This is a genomic window from Novosphingobium sp., from assembly GCF_965229225.1.
Classification (GTDB): domain Bacteria; phylum Pseudomonadota; class Alphaproteobacteria; order Sphingomonadales; family Sphingomonadaceae; genus Novosphingobium.
On the sequence record NZ_OZ245867.1, the window covers coordinates 149,004 to 167,520 of the forward strand.

The window sequence follows — 18,517 nt, forward strand, 5'->3', positions numbered from 1 at the left end:
GGATGCTCCTTTAGTTCTTCTGCGCGATATAGGCGCGCCAGCCGCCGAGGTGGGTGATGTCTTGCGCACCGGTCAGCGCGCGCGGTTCGGCGACGAAGCCTTTGACGCTGGTGCCGTCTGCCAGGGTGACCGTGCCGATGGCGAGCGGGGCGGGGACCTCGACGGTGAAGCTGCCGAATTCCGCGACGCCCAGTTCATAGACTTCGACGGCGATGGCGGCGCCCCCTTCGGCGCCGTGGACCAGCGCGGGCTTGGGCGGCACGCTGTCGGCCATGGCGTAGAGCTTGTAGGTGGGGGCGGTGTGGGTCGCCTCGACGAACGCCGCCTCGCGCGAGGTGAGCTGCCAGTGGAGCGGCATGTCCTTGAGGTGGGCGCCGACGACGGCAAGCTTTACGGTCTGCATGGTTCCCTCCAGATCGAGCGGGGGCGGCGGGGCGAGGTTCGCTTGCGCCAGGTAGGCATCGGCGAGGGTGAGCAGCGCTCGGTCGGTGTCGGCCGGACCGATCAGCGTGATCCCGAAGCCGGTGCAGTTGTGGCGGGTTCCCGCCGGAACTGCGAGCGCGGCCATATCGAGCAGGTTCACGAAATTGGTATAGGCGCCAAGGTTGCTATTGAGCGCGATGGGCGCGGCGGCGAGTTCGGCGACGCGGTAGGTGGTGCCGGTGGTGGGGAAGGCCAGCGCATCGAGTTCGCCCCACATGAGGTCGGCGTGGCGCTTCAGTTCGGCGAGGCGGTAGACGCCGTTGAAGGCTTCGACGGCGGTCTTGCTCCACCCGGCTTCGACCACGGTGCGGACGGTGGGATCGATGGCGTCCGGGTTTTCGGTGAGGATCTGCGCCATCGCGGCGGTGCGTTCGGCGACCCAGGGGCCGCCGTAGAGCAGCTGCGCGGCTTCCTGCAGCGGGGCTATGTCGATCTCGACGATCTGCGCGAGAGTGGCGAGATGATCGAGGGCGCGGTCGTAGAGGTATTCGCTTTCCGCATCGCCGAAGAATTGGCGCTGGCGGCGCAGCGGGACGCCGATCTTGCGGGGCGTGAGGCTGCGGTCTGCCAGCGGTTTGGACCATGGATCGGCGGGGTCGAGGCCCGCGAGGACGCCATCGAGGAGCGCAGCATCGGTGGTATCGTGCGCAAAGACGGTGACGCAATCGACCGAGCGGCAGGCAGGCACGACGCCGCGCGTGGGCCAGCGACCTTTGGTGGGCTTGAAGCCGATCAGGTGGTTGAACGCGGCGGGAACGCGGCCCGAGCCTGCGGTATCGGTGCCAAGCGCGATGGGCACGAGGCCAGCCGCGACCGCGATGGCCGAGCCCGAGCTGGAGCCCCCGCTGACATAGGCGCGGTTGAAGGCATTGCGCGGGATGCCATAGGGGCTGCGCACACCAACGAGGCCGGTGGCGAACTGGTCGAGGTTGGTCTTGCCCATGCAGATCGCGCCGGCAGCGGCGAGGCGCTGCGTGACAGTGGCCGATGCTTCGGGCTGGTAGGCGAAGGCGGGACAGGCTGCGGTGGTTTCGAACCCTTCGACGTCGATGTTGTCCTTTACGGCGTAGGGGACGCCAGCAAGGGGCAGTGTTTCGCCCGCCGCGATGCGGGCATCGACTGCGCGGGCGGCGGCGAGGACCTGTTCATTCGAAGCGCGGCTGATCCAGATCTGGGGCTGGATCGCGTCGTATGCCGCGATGCGGGCGAGCGCGGCTTCGGCCTGCGTAACGGCGGTAGTTTCGCGTGCGTTGACAGCGGCTGCGATATGGGCGGCAGGTTCAATCATAGTCACAAACCAACATCCGTTCGTGTCGAGCGAAGTCGAGACACCATGCGCCGCGTCAGGTGTCTCGACTTCGCTCGACACGAACGGGAGGGGAATTGGGGCTCAAGCCGGTTGGTCATGCCGTCCTCCGCAGCGCGAGCATGGGCGAGCCGGGCTGCAAGGACTGCTTTTCCTTGATGTAGAGCGCCTCGATCGTGCCGGTGCCAGGGCTTTCGACGGGGCATTCCATCTTCATCGCCTCGATCACCGCGATGGTATCGCCGGCCTTGACCGCATCACCGGCCGCGACGAGCAGCTTCCAAACGCTGCCGCCGAAGGGGGCCTCGACGAGGTCGGTGCCGTCGGGCACTTGCGTTGCGCCAGCGGCGGGGGCTTCGGCTTCGGCGAGGTCGGTCACGCGGTCGAATTCGCCGCGCGCCTGCCAGTCTGCGCGTTCGGCATCGAAGGCGGCCTGGCGGCGGGCTTCGAATTCCCCGATGGCGTCGGCGTTGTCGGCAAGAAACTTGCGGTAGTCGGCGAGGCGGAATTCTGATGGCTCGATCTTCAGCGCGCGGCGGCCGGCGGGGAAATCGCGGCGCCATTCGACCAGTTCTTCGGCGCTGACCGGATAGAAGCGAATCTGGTCGAAGAAGCGCAGGAGCCAGGGCTTGCCCTCGGTGAAGGCCTCGGTCTGCTTGTAGGTGTTCCAGACCTGCACGGTGCGGCCGAACAGTTGGTAGCCGCCGGGTCCCTCCATCCCGTAGATGCACATGTACGCGCCGCCGATGCCGACGACATTGGGCGGGGTCCAGGTGCGCGCGGGGTTGTATTTCGTCGTCACAAGGCGGTGGCGCGGGTCGACCGGGGTGGCGACGGGGGCGCCCAAGTAGACGTCGCCCAGGCCCATGACGAGGTAGTTGGCCTCGAAGATCAAGTTCTCGACCGCGGCCACATCGGGCAGGCCATTGATGCGGCGGATGAATTCGATGTTGTCCGGGCACCACGGCGCGTCGTCGCGGACGGCGGCGATGTACTTCTCGATGGTCTCGAGCGTGGCGGGATCGCGCCATGAGAGCGGAAGGTGGACGACGCGCGAAGGGATGGTGAAATCGGCGAGATCGCCCAAGGCTTCTTCGGCCTCAATCAGTGCGGCGAGCGCGCTGGCCTGATCCAGCTGCACGCCGTCGAAATGGAGCTGAAGCGAGCGGATGCCGGGGACGATATCGATGACGCCGGGCAGCGCTAGCCGTTCGAGTTCGACCATCAATGCGTGGACGCGGATGCGCAGTTCGATATCGAGGACGATCTGGCCGTATTCGACGAGGATGTTGCGGTCGCCCTGCTGGCGGTAGATCGTGCGCGGGCGGCTGGGTGTTTCCGCGATTTCGGCGAGGATCGGCGAGAGGTGCGCGACGGGACGGTCTGGCACGGGGCCGGGCAGCGCGCCTTGTGTGAGCAGGCGCTGCTGATCCGCATCGGCGGCTGCGGCATCGGCAATAGTGACGGGGGCGAAGCGCAGCCGGTCACCCGGCACGAGCTGGCCGAGCTTCCAGCGGTCGGCCGCGATGACGACGAAGGGGCAGACGAAACCGCCGAGCGAGGGGCCATCGGGGCCGAGGATGATCGGCATGTCGCCCGTAAAGTCGACCGCGCCGATGGCGTAGGGGTTGTCGTGGATATTGGACGGATGCAGGCCCGCCTCACCGCCATCCTTGCGCGCCCAGTGCGGCTTGGGGCCGATCAGGCGCACGCCAGTGCGGTTGGAGTTGTAGTGGACCTGCCATTCGGCGCCGACGATCATGGCAATGTCGTCCGGGGTGAAGAAATCGGGCGCGCCGTGCGGGCCGTAGAGGACGCGCAGGGTCCATTCGTTGCCGAGTGGCGGGAGCGCGGTCGCGGCTAGCGGGGCCTCGGCGGGTTCGTCGCCGAGGTGGAGCACATCGCCCGCAACGAGGCGGCGCGCGGCGTGGCCGCCGAACTGGCCGAGCTCGAAAGTGGCGCGGCTGCCGAGATAGGGTGCGATATCGAGGCCGCCGGCAAAGAGCAGGTAGCCGCGCATGCCGCCGCCGCGCGCACGGCCGAGTGCGAGGGTCTGGCCGGCAGCGATGGGGATCACCTGCCCGCGCGGGACGGGTACGCCATCGAGCGTTGCGCCGAAATCGGCGCCTGCCAATGCGACGCGCGCGGGCGCAGTGAAGGCGAGGGTGGGGCCGGAATGGGTGAGTTCGAGGCCTGCGGTGCCCTCGGGATTGCCGAGCAGGCGGTTGCCGAGGCGGAAGGACTGGTCGTCCATCGGCCCCGAAGGCGGGACGCCTACCGCCCAGAGGCGCTGGCGGCCGGGCCAGTCCTGCACAGTGGTGGCGGTGCCGCCGCTGACGACGCGGACGCTGCGCGGGGTATAGGCGATGGTGTCGAGGACGCGGGTCGAGACTTCGCCGGTGGTGAAAGCAGGCGTGCGGACAACGTCGCGCAGCCAGCGCAGGTTGGTTTCAATCCCATCGACACGGGTCTGATCAAGCGCAGTCTGCATCGCGGTTACGGCGAGATCGCGCGTCGGCGCGTGGACGATCAGCTTGGCGAGCATGGGATCGTACCAAGCGCTGACTTCGCTGCCGGCCATGACCCAGGTCTCGGTGCGGATATCGGCGGGAAACTGGACTGCGGTGAGCGTGCCCGAAGTGGGGCGATAATCCAGCGCCGGGTCTTCGGCATAGAGGCGGACCTGCACCGAGTGGCCTTGCGGCACGGTGGGTGCGGTATCGAGGAAGCTGAAATCCCCTGCGCCGCCGCGCACCATCCATTCGACGAGATCGATCCCCATGACCATCTCGGTCACGCCGTGCTCGACCTGCAGGCGGGTGTTCATCTCGAGGAAGTAGAACTGCTCCCGCTCGGCATCGTAAAGGAATTCGACCGTGCCAGCGTTGCGATAGCGCGCGGCTTCGCCAAGGCGGATCGCGGCGGTGTAGAGATCCTGCCGGATGTGTTCGGGAAGCAGCGGGGCAGGGGATTCCTCGACCACTTTCTGGTTGCGGCGCTGGAGCGAGCAATCGCGTTCGCCGAGCGCGACGACACGGCCCTCGCCATCGCCGAAGATCTGAACTTCGACATGGCGGGCGCGGCGCACGTAGCGTTCGAGGAACACGCCGGCATCACCGAAGTTGCTCTGGCCAAGGCGGGCGACGGTGGCGAAGCCTTCGCGCACATCGGCCTGGCTTTCGCAGACGCGCATGCCAATGCCGCCGCCACCCGCGGTCGCCTTGAGCATGACGGGAAAGCCGATTTCGTTGGCAGCGGCGAGCGCTTCCTTCTCGCTCGTCAGCAGCTCGGAACCGGGCGCGAGCGGCACGCCGTGCGCCTTCGCGAGCGCGCGGGCGCTGTGCTTGAGGCCGAACATGCGGATGTTGTCGGGCGTCGGGCCGATGAAGACGATTCCGGCGGCTGCGCAGCTTTCCGCAAAATCGGTGTTCTCGGCGAGGAAGCCGTAGCCGGGGTGGATCGCGCCCGCGCCGGTGGCCTTGGCGGCAGCGAGGATCGCCTCGACGTTGAGGTAGCTTTCAGACGGCCGCGCGCCGCCGATGCAGATCGCCTCGTCTGCCTCCGAGACATGGAGCGAACCCGCATCGGCCTCCGAATAGACCGCGACCGAGCGCAGCCCCATGCGGCGCAAGGTGCGAATGATCCGGGTGGCAATGGCGCCCCGATTGGCAATGAGGACGGTGTCGAAAGGCATCGGTGTGTTCGCGCTCATTGCTCCCCTCCCCGGTGGGGAGGGGTTGGGGGAGGGGGCACGGCGTTACAGTCATCAGGCGCTGGGCACCCCCACCCAGCCTCCCCCGAACGGGGGAGGGGCGGAAAAGGTGGGGTTGGCAGCGCGCTTCGATTCATGCGGCGACGATCATGCGCACGGGCGTCGGGTTGAAGCCGTTGCAGGGGTTGTTGATCTGCGGACAGTTCGAGACGACGACGATGACGTCCATTTCGGCCCTCAAGTCCACCGTGAGGCCGGGCGCGGAAATGCCATCGACGATGCCGAGCGCGCCGTCTGCTTCGACCGGGACGTTCATGAAAAAGTTGATGTTGGCGACGATATCGCGCTTCCCGCGGCCTTCGGTGAGGTTGGCTTCGAGGAAGTTCTCGACACAGGCGTGCTGGGCCTTGGTGTGGTGGCCATAGCGCAGCGTATTGCTCTCGCAGGAGCAGGCGCCGCCGATGGTATCGTGGTATTCGACCGTGGTGGCGGCGATGGTCATCATCGGGCGACCTTCGTTCGATCGAAGCGCGGTGCCGGTGCGCAGGAACAGGTTGCCTTGCGCGGCGACGGTATCCTGCGCGCTGTAGCGCTCGGTATCGTCAGCCTCGCTGTAGAGCAGGAAATCGACCGCCTGGTTGCCTTCAAGGTCGACGATGCGCAGCGTCTGGCCCTTCTTGATGTGGTGGATCCAGGGCGCGCGAGCGGGGACGACCTCGTCGTGGACGATGGTATCGGGCAGGCCATCGTGATGCGGATCGCGGTTCTGCATGGGGCTGCCTCCTTACCGGCGGTAATAGTCTTCGACGTTGAGGAAGGCGCGCAGGCCCTCCGGCGTCGCGGTGCGGATGGGATCGTCCTCGGCGGCCACGGGCCCGCGCCACGCGGTCGCGCGCAAGGTGGTGACGGTGTAGTCGGGCCGGGGATCGAGCACGTGGGGGACGTTGGCGATTGCTACGATAACGTCCATTTCAGCGCGCAAGACGACCTCGCGGCCCGGCTCGAACGGGCCAATCTGTGGCTCGATCGTGCCATCGTCCGCAATGCGCGCGCCCTTGAACAGGGTGACCGCAGCGTGAATGTCGCGGCGCTGGAGGCCGTGCTTGGCGGCACCAAGGAGGAAGCGGTCGCGCCCGTTCGGGAACTGGCCGCTGTTGCGCCCGTCACCGTACTTGGCGGCGTTGGTGTAGGCGTTGGAGGTACCGGAGAAGGTATCGTGCGTGCCGCCGGTGCTATCTTCGGCGATGCTCATGAGGACGCGGCCCATGTCCGACAGGAGCAGCTTGCCCGCGCCGAGATAGGCGTTCCACTGGATCTTCACCGTGTCGGCAAAGCTGTAGCGCTCGGTCGGCATTTCGGCGTTGAAGATCTGGAGGCTCGCGCAGGCATCGCCCTTGGTGTCGATGAGGCGCAACCGGCTGCCGCGCGGCAGGCGGCGTGTGGCATAGCCGCCGGGGGCGATGGTTTCCTCCCACAGCAGCGCTTCGGGCGCGACGCCCTCGGGCAGGTCGGGCGCGACCGGGGGGAGGGTCGGCATCGCCTCGACCACGGTGCCTCCCTGTGCGCGGGCGTGATCGCGAGCAGCGTTGGGGTTTGCCAGAACCTGAGTCATGCGGCGGCTCCCTGCGGCGCATCGGCTTCCGGCTCGTAAAGCTGCGGAAGGAGCGCGGTGGTGGTGACGAGTTCGAGCTGCTGGACACCGCGCACGCGGCGAAGTGCGTCCGACAGATCCTTGAGGCGGGCAGCAGGGCCCTGGACGAGAAGGACTTCGAGCGACTGGTCGTCTTCCAGGAAGACGTGCTGCGAGGAAATCACTTCCTTGAGGTAGTGCGCCTGCGTCTGCGCGAGCTGGTGGCGGACGCGGCCGCGTTCGCCCTTGTAGACAAGCGTGATCGTGCCGGCGAGCATCTCGTCGGGCCGGGTGAACGCCTCGTGCGCGGCAAGCGCGTGGCGGATCAGTTCGGCCATGAGCTGCGAGCGCGAAGGGAGCTGGCGCTCGGTCACCATCATGTCGAGCTTGCGGAACAGTTCGGCCGGAAGGCTCATGCTCAGCCGGGCTAGGCCGGGGGTTGAGCCGAAGGTTGGGGGCGTCATTGCCATTCCTCTCAGTTCGTGGCCGCGACGGGTGGTGGCTGGGTTTCGGGCTCGGGAGCCGGGACAGGAGGACCGCGCAAGGGCAGGTCGTAAACCGCTGTCGCGCCGTAGCGGTGCGGCGCGTGGGGATCATGGCGGCGCTTGTCGAGCGCGAGAACGCGCGTGCCGAGCGTGAAGGCTTCCTTGATATCGTGCGTGACCATGACGATGGTAAGGCCGTAGTCCCGCCACAGGCGCGTGATCAGGCCGTGCATGTCCGCCCGGATGCCGGGGTCGAGCGCGCCGAAAGGTTCATCGAGGAGGAGAATGCGCGGGCGCTTGATCAGCGCCTGCGCAATGGCGAGACGCTGCTGCATGCCGCCCGACATCTGCGCAGGATAGAGGTGGAGGCTATCCGCCAGGCCAACCGCTTCGAGCATTTCGGTGGCCTGCGCTTCGGCCTTGCGGCGCGCGGTGCCGAACAGGCGCGCAGCGAATGGCGCGGCGGGGCATTCGAGGCCGAAGGTGACGTTGCCGAGCACCGTCATATGCGGGAACACCGAATAGCGCTGGAACACGACCCCGCGATCGGGGCCGCACTGGGCTTCAAGCGGCGCGCCATCGAGCAGGATCTTGCCGCGCGTGGGGGCTTCCTGACCGAGGATGAGGCGCAGGAGGCTGGACTTGCCCGCGCCCGAGGGGCCGATGATCGAGAGGAAGGCGCCATCGGCGACCTCGAGGTTGACCTTCTCGAGCACGACCTTGTCGCCATACTCCACCCAGACGTTCTTGAGCGAGAGGAGCGCGCTCATCTTCCGTCTCCGTGCGCCCAGGGGAAGGCACGGCGGCTGATCGCGGCAAGCGTCACGTCCATGAGGATGGCGAGCAGCGCGATCCACGCGACGTAGGGGATGATCACGTCCATCGCGAGATAGCGGCGGACGAGGAAGATGCGGTAGCCAAGGCCGATATCGGAGGCGACCGCTTCGGCGGAAATCAGGAAGACCCACGCCGGGCCAAGCGCGAGGCGGATCGCCTGCAGCAGACGCGGCATGGCTTGCGGCAGGGCAACGCGGGCGATGATCTGCCACGAATTGGCACCCAACGTCTCGGCCTTGATGATCTGTTCGCGCGGCAAGCTGGCGACATGCGCGGCAATATCGCGGACCATGACCGGCGCAACGCCGATGGCGATGAGGACGACCTTGGAGGTCTCACCCAGCCCGAGTGCGATGAACAGGATGGGAAGCAGCGCGATCGGCGGGATCACGGCAATGCCGGTGACGAGCGGGCTGAGCGCCGCGCGCACCGGTGGCAGCGCGCCGATGAGGAGGCCGAGGACGATTGCGAAGAGTGTCGCGATGCCGAGGCCGAGGCCGAGCCGCTGGAGGCTGGCGAGTGTATCGGCCCAGAACACCAGATTTCCGGAGAGCGGATCGGGCGTGGTGAGCAGCGCCGTGATCGCGCTCGCCATCGCGGAGGGGAGGGGGAGGATCTTGTCGGACGGATTGACGGCGTGGCGCTGCACGGCGGTGATCAGGTAGAAGACCACGAGCAGCAGGATCGGCGCACCGCCCGCGATCAGGCGGTCGCGCTTGGTAAGGTGCCAGTTGATCCAGCGCATGCGCTCAGATCTTCCCGTCTGCGGCGAGCTTCATGAAGCTGTCGTCGAAGCGCAGAGTGACATGCGCCGCATCGCCAAGCGTCTTGCCGCCGGGGAAGGCAATGCCGACCGCGTCGGCCGAAGTGGCGCCCTTGAACAGACCCTTGGAGAAGCTGAAATCGCGCACGCGGGTCATCGTGGTGACCAGCGCGGGGGACTGGGCGGCGGCGACAGCGGCCTTGGGATCGATGTAGAGGAAGGTGGTCTTCAGTTGGCTGTCGAAGGTTTCGGGCGCGGCACCGGCGAGCTTCGCCATCGCGGCGCGGGCGGCCTTTCCTTCGGCGTTCTGCTGCATCATCAGCTGGACGGTATCGTACCAGATGCCCGCCAGCGCTTTGCCGAGATCGGGGTTGGCCTTGAGCGTAGCGGTATCGACGACAAGGAGATCGAGAATCTCGCCCGGAATGTCGGCCGAGGAGAAAACCTGCGTCACGCCGGGCTGCGCACGCATGACCGAAAGCTGCGGGTTCCACGCGACCGCAGCTGTGACGTCTGCGCTGGCGAAGGCGCTGACGATATCGGCATCGGCGGTGTTGACCGTCTTCACATCGGTCATGCCCATGCCGCCCTTTTCGAGCGCGCGGGCAAGCAGATAGTGCGAGACGGAGAGTTCGACGAGATTAACCGAGCGGCCCTTGATCGCGCCGAGATCGGTGGCGCCCTTGATCAGGACGCCGTCGTTGCCGTTGGAATAGTCGCCCAGAATCACGGCCGTCGTATCCTTGCCGCCAGCGGCGGGGATGGTGAGCGCATCCATGTTGGCGAGGGTCACGCCGTCGAGCTTGCCGGCGGTGTACTGGTTGATCGATTCGACGTAGTCGTTGACCTGCACGATCTTGATCTTGAGGTGGTACTTGTCTTCCCACTTCTTCACGATGCCGGCCTGCTGCGCATAAGGCCAAGGCATCCACCCGGCATAGATCGACCAGCCGATGCTGAATTCGGTCTTCTTTTCAGTGGGAGCACTGCCACCCGAACAGCCACCAAGGGCGAGCGTGGCGGCAAGTGCCGCAGCAAGGAGCGAACCGGTTAACGCCCGGGCAGGCCTGGCGAGGGAGGTGGCTGACACGATTCTGTCTCCTTTCGCAGTGCAGCATTGCGAGAAAGATGTCGCTTGTCCATGGCAAAATGTTACGTTTTAGAAAAAACGTAATACCCCTGTGGGGCAGGCCGCCGAGGGATTCGCGAATCAGGCAAGGGATTCCGGGTGACTGTGTTGATTTCGCGCAACGTCACCAGAGCCCCGGTGTGCTGCCAGTGCGCATGCATGCGGCACTTGCACACCAAAAAATCAAGGAATTCCGCACTGCAGCGAAGGCCGGATAATACCGGGTCGGCGCCGAATTATTACGCTTGACCTGTTATGTAATATCGATAGCGTAACTGAAATGTCGCAGAGGTGATAGTCCTTTGCGGCGGCAACAACGAAATTTCAGGCTAGGCATCCTTATTGTCTGGCATGAATACTCTGCGCGGCGGCGTTCGTGCGGACGATATTTTGTGCGTTTTCGGAAGATCTTTATGAAGGCGTGCAATATTGTTTGATTTGAGTATCGGTGGATGACGGGCCCTTCAGGTCGAATTGCCTCTTTGGTCATCTGGAGCGGAAACGAGTTCAGTCGCCTTCTTGGCGACCATTGAATTGAGGGAATGATACGGCGCCAGACCTGCAAAGGGTCGGCGTGCTCCTGCAAAAGCAGGCAATCAGGGACGGGGATGTCGCTTCGAGAAGGCTTTCACGCAAGCAACGCGGGGGCTCGAGTGACCAAGAAATCTTACAAGACGACACTGGCCAAGAAGGCCCTGTTAGGTGCGACGATCCTCATGGGCAGCACCGCCTTTCCCGCCTTTGCACAGATGGCGCCCGAAGCGGCTGCCGATGCGCCGCAAGCCGCGGCGACGAGCGAGGACAACAGCGCGATTGTCGTGACAGCGACGCGGCGCGCGACTTCGCTGCAGGACGTACCGATCAACATCGCGGCAGTGAGCGCCGAGCAGCTTTCGCGCCAGCGGATCGACGACGTGCGCGACATCGCGGACTTCACCCCCGGCGTGACGATTGCCGACACCGGCCCGGGCAGCGCCGGCACCATCGTGTTGCGCGGCCTTAACGCCTCGGACACGGATACGACTGGCGCCACCTACGACAACGCTTTGGGTGTCTATCTCGGCGAAGTCCCGCTCTACTACGATTTCAAGATGCTCGACCTCAACCGCGTCGAGATCCTGCTTGGGCCGCAAGGCACGCTCTACGGGCTCGGCACGCTGGCCGGTGCGATCCGCAACATTCCGAACCGGCCCGATCCCACCAAGTGGGAGGCGGCTTGGCATGGCCGCGTCTATGGCAAGAACGAGGCTTCCAAGGCCGGCTACCAGCTTGATGGCATGATCAACATCCCGATCGTGAAGGATCACATCGCCTTCCGTTCGTCGACCGGCTACTACTCCGACCCCGGTTTCATCGACTATCCGCTGCTGGTGAAGACCCCGGGCGTTTCGAACCCGCAGCCTGATGGCTTTGCAACCGTTCCGCCGACCTCGATCTCGCAGGCCGGGTATGATGCGAACCTTTACCGGCGCAAGGATCTCAACTTCGAGAAGACCTTCACCACCCGCAACCAGCTGCTGTTCCAGGTCACCGACGATCTCTCGGTCGACTTCACCTACGCCTACCAGCATACCAAGACCGATGGCGGGCAGTATAACAGCGATGGCGTGCTGGGCACCGGCAAGTACGAGAGCGCGGCGCGCTACGCCGAACCCGTCGACCGGCAGGCGCATCTCGCCAGCATGGAAATCAACGCACACGTTGGCGAAGTGTTCGATGTCGTGGCCACCACCGCCTACACGCAGGTGAAGAACAAGCGGATCGGCGACAACACCGACCTGCTGCTCGATCTCGACTATGACTACGAGACGTTCCCGCAGTTCACGAGCTGGAACGAGAGCGAGAACACGCGCAAGCAGTTCAACCAGGAAATCCGCCTCGTCTCGACCCATGGCGGGCCCTTCAGCTGGGTTGTCGGCGGCTTCTTCAACGAACAGAAGCTGCAGGCAGACTACCGCGAGCATGTCCCGGGCCATCCGTGGGTCGAATTCGGCACGCAGCCGAACCCGGACGAGATCGAATACGCCTCGTTCAACCGCTCCAAGGTGACCGAAAAAGCCGTGTTCGGCGAAGGCACCTTCAAGATCACGCCGGAGTGGCAGGTCACGGCCGGTGGGCGGTATTTCAGCTATACGTCGCGGGTTTCGGGCCGCGCGGTGACGCCGCTACTCGGCGATCCGATCAGCCCCTATGATCTGGCTCCGGCCGGCGGCACGACGGAGAAGAGCGGCGGGGTGTGGAAGTTCAACACCTCCTACAAGTTCTCGCCCGGTCTGATGCTCTATGCCACCTACAGCAAGGGCTACCGCATCGGCGGCCCCAACACGGTGGCGCCGTGCGTCCTCCCGCTGAAGCCGCCGCCGTTCCAGAACGTCTGCGCCCTGCCGAACGAGCTGCAATACGGTCCGGATTCGACCAAGAACCTTGAAGTCGGCATCCGTGCCGAACTGTTCAACCGCAAGCTGACCTTGAACGTCAACGCGTTCTCGATTGACTGGAGCGGCATTCAGGTCGCTTCCGCAACGGTCAACGGCATCGTCGGCATCACGGTGAACGGCGGCAAGGCCAAGTCGGAAGGGTTCGATGCCTCGTTCCAGTTGCGGCCGATCGACGGTCTTTCGATCCAGGGAACCTATTCGTACACGAACGCCAGGCTGACCGAGGACGTGCCCGCCATCATCGCGGTGAACAGCCCCGCGGCAACCTATCCCAGCCGGCCCATTCAGCTGGACGCGCTGAAGGGCGACCGCCTGCCGGGTTCGACCCGCAACAGCGGCAGCCTTGGTGTGAGCTACACCATGCCGCTGCTGGGCGGCGACCTGATCGGCGACTGGACCGCAACCTATCGCGGCGATGTGGTGACGCGCCTTGGCTGGGATCGTGCCTATGGTGACAAGCTGCCGGGCTTCGTGCTGCACCGCGCGTCGCTTACCTGGCAGAACGACACTTTCACGATCGGGGCGTTCGCGAACAACATCTTCAACAAGTTCGCGATCACCGCCGTTTCCAACGACCGTTCGCGCGTCGGCCTGAACGACGGGGTTGTGCTGCGTTATCTCCGCAACACGGTGATCACGCCGCGCACCTTCGGGCTGGAGTTCCGCGTGAAGTACTGATCTTCAAGCGAATATGGCGCAAACAGGGGGCGGGGTTGATCCTCGCCCCCGATTGCGCAATCCTGCGGCAAATTGAAAGGCAGCAGGACGGGACAACGAACCGGAACAGGCGAGGAGTGGCGAGATCATGAGTTCGGGCCTGAAGCAGCTGGCGGTTGATTGCATTCCGCCCGCGACATTGGTGGCGGTGGTGGCATTCTGGGCTTGGGCTCCGGCCTCCCTGGTCGATAACCCGTGGACCCTGCTCATCGTCAACAGCGCAGTAACGGCGTTTGTGCTGGGTCTTGAACTCGTGTTCGAACGGCATGAAGGCTGGCGCATCAACGCCCGCGAGTTCTTCACCGACCTGTTCTACTTCGTGCTGATCAGCACGGTCATCTCGCGCATGGCCTATCTGCTGTCAGAAGCGCCGCTGCACTCGCTGAAGGAGGCCTGGGGCATTGCAACGCCTTGGGTCACCGCAATGCCGTTCCTTGCCCAAGTGGCGCTGGTGGTGTTCCTGTGGGAATTTGGCCAATACTGGATGCACCGGCTGATGCACAATTGGGAGCCGTTCTGGCTGACCCATGCGCCGCATCACCATATCACCCAGCTCAATGCGATGAAGGGCGCGGTTGGCAATCCGATCGAGCTGTTTCTCATCAGCCTCGGCATCGTGGCGCTGCTGGATGTTTCCCCGGCGGCCTACCTCTGCGCCTTCGCCGTGACCAATGTCGTGGCAACTTATGCGCATGCCAACGTCAAGAGCAATCCGCCGCTGTTCTACAGCTTCTTCTTCACGACGATCCGCCATCACAGCTTCCATCACTCGGTGGGCTATGAGAACACGCGCTGCAACTATGGCAACTCGCTGATCCTGATCGACCGCATGTTCGGCACCTACAAGGAAGGCGAGGGCATTCTGGTGGGGCAGGACGACCGGCGGCGGCTGACGATCTGGGAGCAGTTCATGTTCCCGTTCAAGCCGGTGATCGCGATGCTCGAGCGGCGCAGGGACACGTCGTCTCCGGCCGGTTGATCGCAGGGCGTGAAGGCTGAACCTGCCCGGATCGCCGCCGTCCGCCGCGCGCTGGGTCGTGGCGATCTCGGAGCAGCAGAGCAACTGGCAGGGAGCGTTGTTGCCGCTTTTCCGGATGATGCGGAGGGGCGGTTTCTGCTCGGCATGGCGCGGGCAGAAGCCGGGCGGGTGAGCGCGGGTATGGCCGATATCGCCCATGCGGTGGAGCTCGATCCGCGCGGGGATTACCGCGCGCAGCTGGCGCGGCTGCAGGTGATGCTACGGCAGGATCACGCGGCTGCGCAGACGCTCGCGGCAGCCGAAGGGGCGCTGCCGGAGAGCGCGCTGGGGCGCGATACCATCGGCTGCGTCTATGCCCGGCTGGGCGAACATGCCGCTTCGGTGCCGCATTTCCAGGAAGCGGTGCAGCTCGCGCCGGACAACGCCGCGTTCCGCTACAACCTTGCTGCCGCACTCAATTTCATCGGTGATGTTGATGGGGCCGAGGCGGAGGCCGAGGCGTTGATCGGGATCGATCCGGACTATGCGCGGGGCCATCACATGCTGGCAGGGATGCGCAAGCACAGCGCGGAGCGCAACCATGTCGAGCGGCTGATGGCGGCGCTGGCCCGCGCGCAGGGGCCGGACGCGCGGCTGCTGCTGGGCTATGCACTGGCGAAGGAACTCGAGGATATCGGCGAGCAGCAAGCCGGGTTTGCCCGGCTCGCCGAAACCAATGCCGAGCACCGGGCGCGGCTTGCGTATACCTTCGCGCGGGACAGTGCCAACTTCGACGCGATCGAGCGGACCTGGGCGCGTGTGGCGGCGGCACCGGTGCGGGGGGCACCGCAGGACGCGCCGATCTTCGTGATCGGCATGCCGCGCACTGGCACCACACTGGTCGACCGTATCCTCTCCTCCCATCCCGCCGTGCGCAGCGCGGGCGAACTGCAGGCGATGCCGCTGGCGGTGAAGATGGCGGCGGGCACGACCAGCCGCATGGTGCTCGACCCCGAAACGATCGAGGCGGCGGCAAGCGACGACCTCGGCGCGATCGGGCGCGACTATCTGGCGCGGGCGCTCAGCCATGCGGGCGCGCGCGAGCAGGGCCGGTTCGTCGACAAGTTTCCGGGCAACTTCCAGTATGCGGGGTTCATCGCGCGGGCGCTGCCCGAAGCGCGGATCGTGTGCCTCCGCCGCCATCCGCTCGATACGGTGCTGGCGAACTTCCGCAATCTCTTCGCGATTTCCTCACGCTATTACGACTACAGCTACGACCTGATGGACATTGCGCGGTACTATGCGCGGTTTGACCGGCTGATGGCGTTGTGGCGCGCGGCGCTGCCGGGGCGCATTCTGGAGCTGCGCTACGAGGATCTGGTGGCCGATCAGGAAGGCGAGACGCGGCGGCTGCTGGAGCATTGCGAGCTGGACTGGGATGCGGCCTGCCTCGATTTCCACCGCAACACCGCGCCGGTTTCCACGCCGAGCGCGGCGCAAGTGCGGCGGCCGATGTATACCGATTCAGTGGCTCGCTGGACGAAGCACCGGGACGCGCTGGCCCCGGTAATCGCGTTCTTCGAGGAACAGGGTATCGCTATCTAGCCGGGCTTATCTGCCCGGACAGGGTATCGTCTGGCCGACGCCTTCGATGCTGGCACCGCGCAAGGTGAGGACGAGGCCCTTCTCGCCCGCGATGCGCAGCGGGGTGCCGACCGCCTTGAAATTCGCGCCAGCATCCTTGAAGCAGCGCAGCGGGATGCGGACCGTCAGCGGCCCGGCAGGCGGCGTGATCTTGAGCGTGGCGCCCGCCATGGTCACCGCAATGGGGCTGGCGGCGGCATCGAGGCGACCTTCGAGCTTGAGCGCAAATTCCTCGTCAAGCTGGCGCATGAGATCGACCGGGGGGCCGTCGATACCGATGGCGCCGGCCTCGCTCCAGCTGAATGCCTGCGCGTCTTCCTGCGCGCCAAGATCGACCGCGCGCGCGGCGATGCCGGGATCGAGGCTGAGGTGCCACGGCGAGGGGACCTTGCCGAGCGCGAAGTATACGCCCTCGCTGGCCGAGGCGACGAGATCGACGTGCGGGTCTACATTGACCGGGCCGAGGACGGCCTTGCTGGCATAGCCGAGGCCATAGCCTGCGGGGAACAGCGGGGTCTTGACCGGCGATACTGCGTCGGCGGGCCAGGGGAAGGAGAGCTTGCCGGTGAAGCCGCGCACCGGCTTGCCGTCCTTGCGCGCGACGAGCACGTCCGCCACGCCCTGTCCCTGCGTGCCTGGAAGCCACGCGGCGACGAAGGCGTCCGAAGCGTTGAGTTCGGGCCCGGTGAATAGCGGGCGGCCCGAGAGGAAGACCGAGACGACCTTGATCCCTTGCGCCTTCAGCTTGGCCAGCATGTCCTTCTCGCCCGCCTGCGCGCGGAAGGCGATGTTGGGCATGTCGCCCTGGAATTCGGCGTAGGGCTGCTCGCCATAGACGACGACAGCGACATCGGGACGAGCGGCAAAGCTGCCGTCTGCCGAGATGGCAGCGCTGCCCCCCGCATCCTTGACTGCAGTAGCGATGGCGCGGCCGATGGTCTGGCCCTTGGGGAAATCGGCGGCGGTGGTGTCGGTGCCCTGCCAGGTGATCGTCCAACCGCCGGCCTGCATGGCCATGCTGTCAGCGCCCGGGCCGGTGATCAGCACCTTGGCGCCGGGACGCAGCGGAAGGACGCCGCCATTGTTCTTGAGCAGGACGAGCGACTTGGCCGCCGCTTCGCGCGCGACGGCGAGGTGCGCATCGCTGCCGACCACAGACGGATTGCCGCGATCAACGGGCTTCGCGCCGAGCAGGCCGAGCTTTGCCTTCACGCGCAGGATGCGCGCGACGGCATCGTCGATGCGCGCCATGGGGATCGTGCCGTCCTTCGCCTCGCGCACGGTAGCCTCGAACAGGCCCTTCCAACTGTTGGGCGCCATGGCGAGATCGAGCCCGGCGGTGAAGGTGTGCGCGCAATCGGTGACGGTGCAGCCGGGGATCTGTCCGTGGCCGTTCCAATCGCCGACGACGAGGCCCTGAAAACCCATGCGGCCCTTGAGCACATCGGTCAGCAGGCTTTGGTTGCCGTGGTTCTTGGTGCCGTTCCAGCTGGAAAAGCTGGCCATGACGGTGAGCGCACCAGCATCGATCGCGGGGGGATAGCCCTGCGCGTGGCGGGCGACGAGTTCGCGTTCGGAAATCAGCGCATCGCCCTGATCCTTGCCGCCATCGGTGCCGCCATCGGCCAGATAGTGCTTGGCGGTGGCAGCGACGCGGTCTGCCGCGATGGGCTTGCCGGCGACGAGCGGGCCTTGCAGACCCACGGTCATCGCCTTGGCATAGCTTGCGACCAGCGCGGGATCGGCGCCGTAGCCTTCATAGCTGCGGCCCCAGCGCAAATCCTGCGGGACGGCGAGAGTTGGGGCGAAGGTCCAGTCGATGCCGCTGGCGGCAACTTCGATCGCCGTCACTTCGCCAATGCGCTGGATCAGCGCGGGATCGTGCGCGGCGCCAAGGCCGATGTTGTGCGGGAAGATCGTGGCGCCGGGGAGGTTGGAATGGCCGTGGACGGCATCGATGCCGAAAAGCATCGGAATGCCCGCGCCTGACTTTGCGGAGGCCGCGCGGAAGGCGCGGACAAGCTTTTCCCATTTGGCCGCATCGGCGCGCTCATCGCCATAGGGGCCGGAATTGCCGCCAGCGAGGATCGAGCCGAGCGGGTACTTCGCAAGGTCTTCAGGGGTGATCGCGCTGATATCCGCCTGGATCATCTGCCCGACCTTTTCCTCGAGCGTCATCGCCGCGATCATGCGGGCAATGCGGCGCTCGGTGGCGGGGCTGGTGATTGCGGCCGGACTGTGCGCGGCGGGCCAGAGCGCCGGATGTGCAGTGCTGGAGGTTTCGCCGGGTGCCGACGCATTCGGTGCTGCGAGGGCACTTCCCGACGCCAGCAACATGGCTGCCAAAAGCGCGCGCCGAACCATCATTCTCACCCTTCCCGTTTTTCTGTGAACGTTCTCATCGGGGTTCGTCGC

The 18,517-nt window shown here is 65.7% G+C and carries 12 protein-coding genes; 3 read left to right on the forward strand and 9 right to left on the reverse strand.

All coding sequences use genetic code 11. From position 1 onward, the window contains the following. Positions 1-10: 10 nt before the first annotated feature. The 8 genes from atzF to ACO06X_RS00610 form a co-directional block, all read right to left on the reverse strand. Positions 11-1,771 carry an allophanate hydrolase gene (gene atzF, locus ACO06X_RS00575; RefSeq protein WP_421838090.1) on the reverse strand — a complete coding sequence of 587 codons (1,761 nt, stop codon included), beginning with the start codon at positions 1,769-1,771 and terminating at the stop codon, positions 11-13. A gap of 115 nt (positions 1,772-1,886) precedes the next feature. Further along, the gene (gene uca, locus ACO06X_RS00580; RefSeq protein ID WP_421839960.1) at positions 1,887-5,483 is read right to left on the reverse strand and encodes an urea carboxylase; all 3,597 of its coding nucleotides are present in this window, start codon (positions 5,481-5,483) and stop codon (positions 1,887-1,889) included. 151 nt (positions 5,484-5,634) lie between these two features. After that, entirely contained in the window at positions 5,635-6,273 is a 639-nt protein-coding gene (locus ACO06X_RS00585) for an urea amidolyase associated protein UAAP2 (RefSeq protein ID WP_421838091.1), read from the reverse strand. 12 nt (positions 6,274-6,285) lie between these two features. Beyond that, complete coding sequence (locus tag ACO06X_RS00590; protein ID WP_421838092.1) at positions 6,286-7,113, reverse strand: urea amidolyase associated protein UAAP1; 828 nt, start codon at positions 7,111-7,113, stop codon at positions 6,286-6,288. Next, entirely contained in the window at positions 7,110-7,595 is a 486-nt protein-coding gene (locus ACO06X_RS00595; RefSeq protein WP_421838093.1) for a CopG family ribbon-helix-helix protein, read from the reverse strand. The genes ACO06X_RS00590 and ACO06X_RS00595 overlap by 4 nt, the downstream gene beginning before the upstream one ends. Before the next feature lie 11 nt (positions 7,596-7,606). Then, positions 7,607-8,386, reverse strand: a complete 780-nt coding sequence (locus ACO06X_RS00600; RefSeq protein WP_421838094.1) for an ABC transporter ATP-binding protein — start codon at positions 8,384-8,386, stop codon at positions 7,607-7,609. Then, positions 8,383-9,198, reverse strand: coding sequence for an ABC transporter permease (locus ACO06X_RS00605; RefSeq protein WP_421838095.1), 816 nt, complete (start codon positions 9,196-9,198; stop codon positions 8,383-8,385). Before ACO06X_RS00605 ends, ACO06X_RS00600 begins: the two co-directional genes overlap by 4 nt. A 4-nt stretch (positions 9,199-9,202) precedes the next feature. Beyond that, positions 9,203-10,306, reverse strand: coding sequence for a putative urea ABC transporter substrate-binding protein (locus tag ACO06X_RS00610; RefSeq protein WP_421838096.1), 1,104 nt, complete (start codon positions 10,304-10,306; stop codon positions 9,203-9,205). Between the two features lie 755 nt (positions 10,307-11,061). Between ACO06X_RS00610 and ACO06X_RS00615 the strand changes: the two genes are divergently transcribed. The 3 genes from ACO06X_RS00615 to ACO06X_RS00625 all read left to right on the forward strand — a co-directional run bounded on the left by ACO06X_RS00615 (position 11,062) and on the right by ACO06X_RS00625 (position 16,063). Next, positions 11,062-13,461, forward strand: a complete 2,400-nt coding sequence (locus ACO06X_RS00615) for a TonB-dependent receptor (RefSeq protein WP_421839961.1) — start codon at positions 11,062-11,064, stop codon at positions 13,459-13,461. A 127-nt stretch (positions 13,462-13,588) separates the two neighbouring features. Continuing rightward, a complete protein-coding gene (locus tag ACO06X_RS00620; RefSeq protein ID WP_421838097.1) occupies positions 13,589-14,479 on the forward strand; it encodes a sterol desaturase family protein in 891 nt (296 codons plus the stop codon). Positions 14,480-14,488: 9 nt separating this feature from the next. Beyond that, complete coding sequence (locus ACO06X_RS00625; protein WP_421838098.1) at positions 14,489-16,063, forward strand: sulfotransferase; 1,575 nt, start codon at positions 14,489-14,491, stop codon at positions 16,061-16,063. A gap of 6 nt (positions 16,064-16,069) precedes the next feature. On the opposite strand, the gene ACO06X_RS00630 is transcribed toward ACO06X_RS00625, so the two are convergent. After that, positions 16,070-18,469, reverse strand: a complete 2,400-nt coding sequence (locus ACO06X_RS00630) for a glycoside hydrolase family 3 N-terminal domain-containing protein (RefSeq protein WP_421838099.1) — start codon at positions 18,467-18,469, stop codon at positions 16,070-16,072. Positions 18,470-18,517 lie beyond the last annotated feature (48 nt).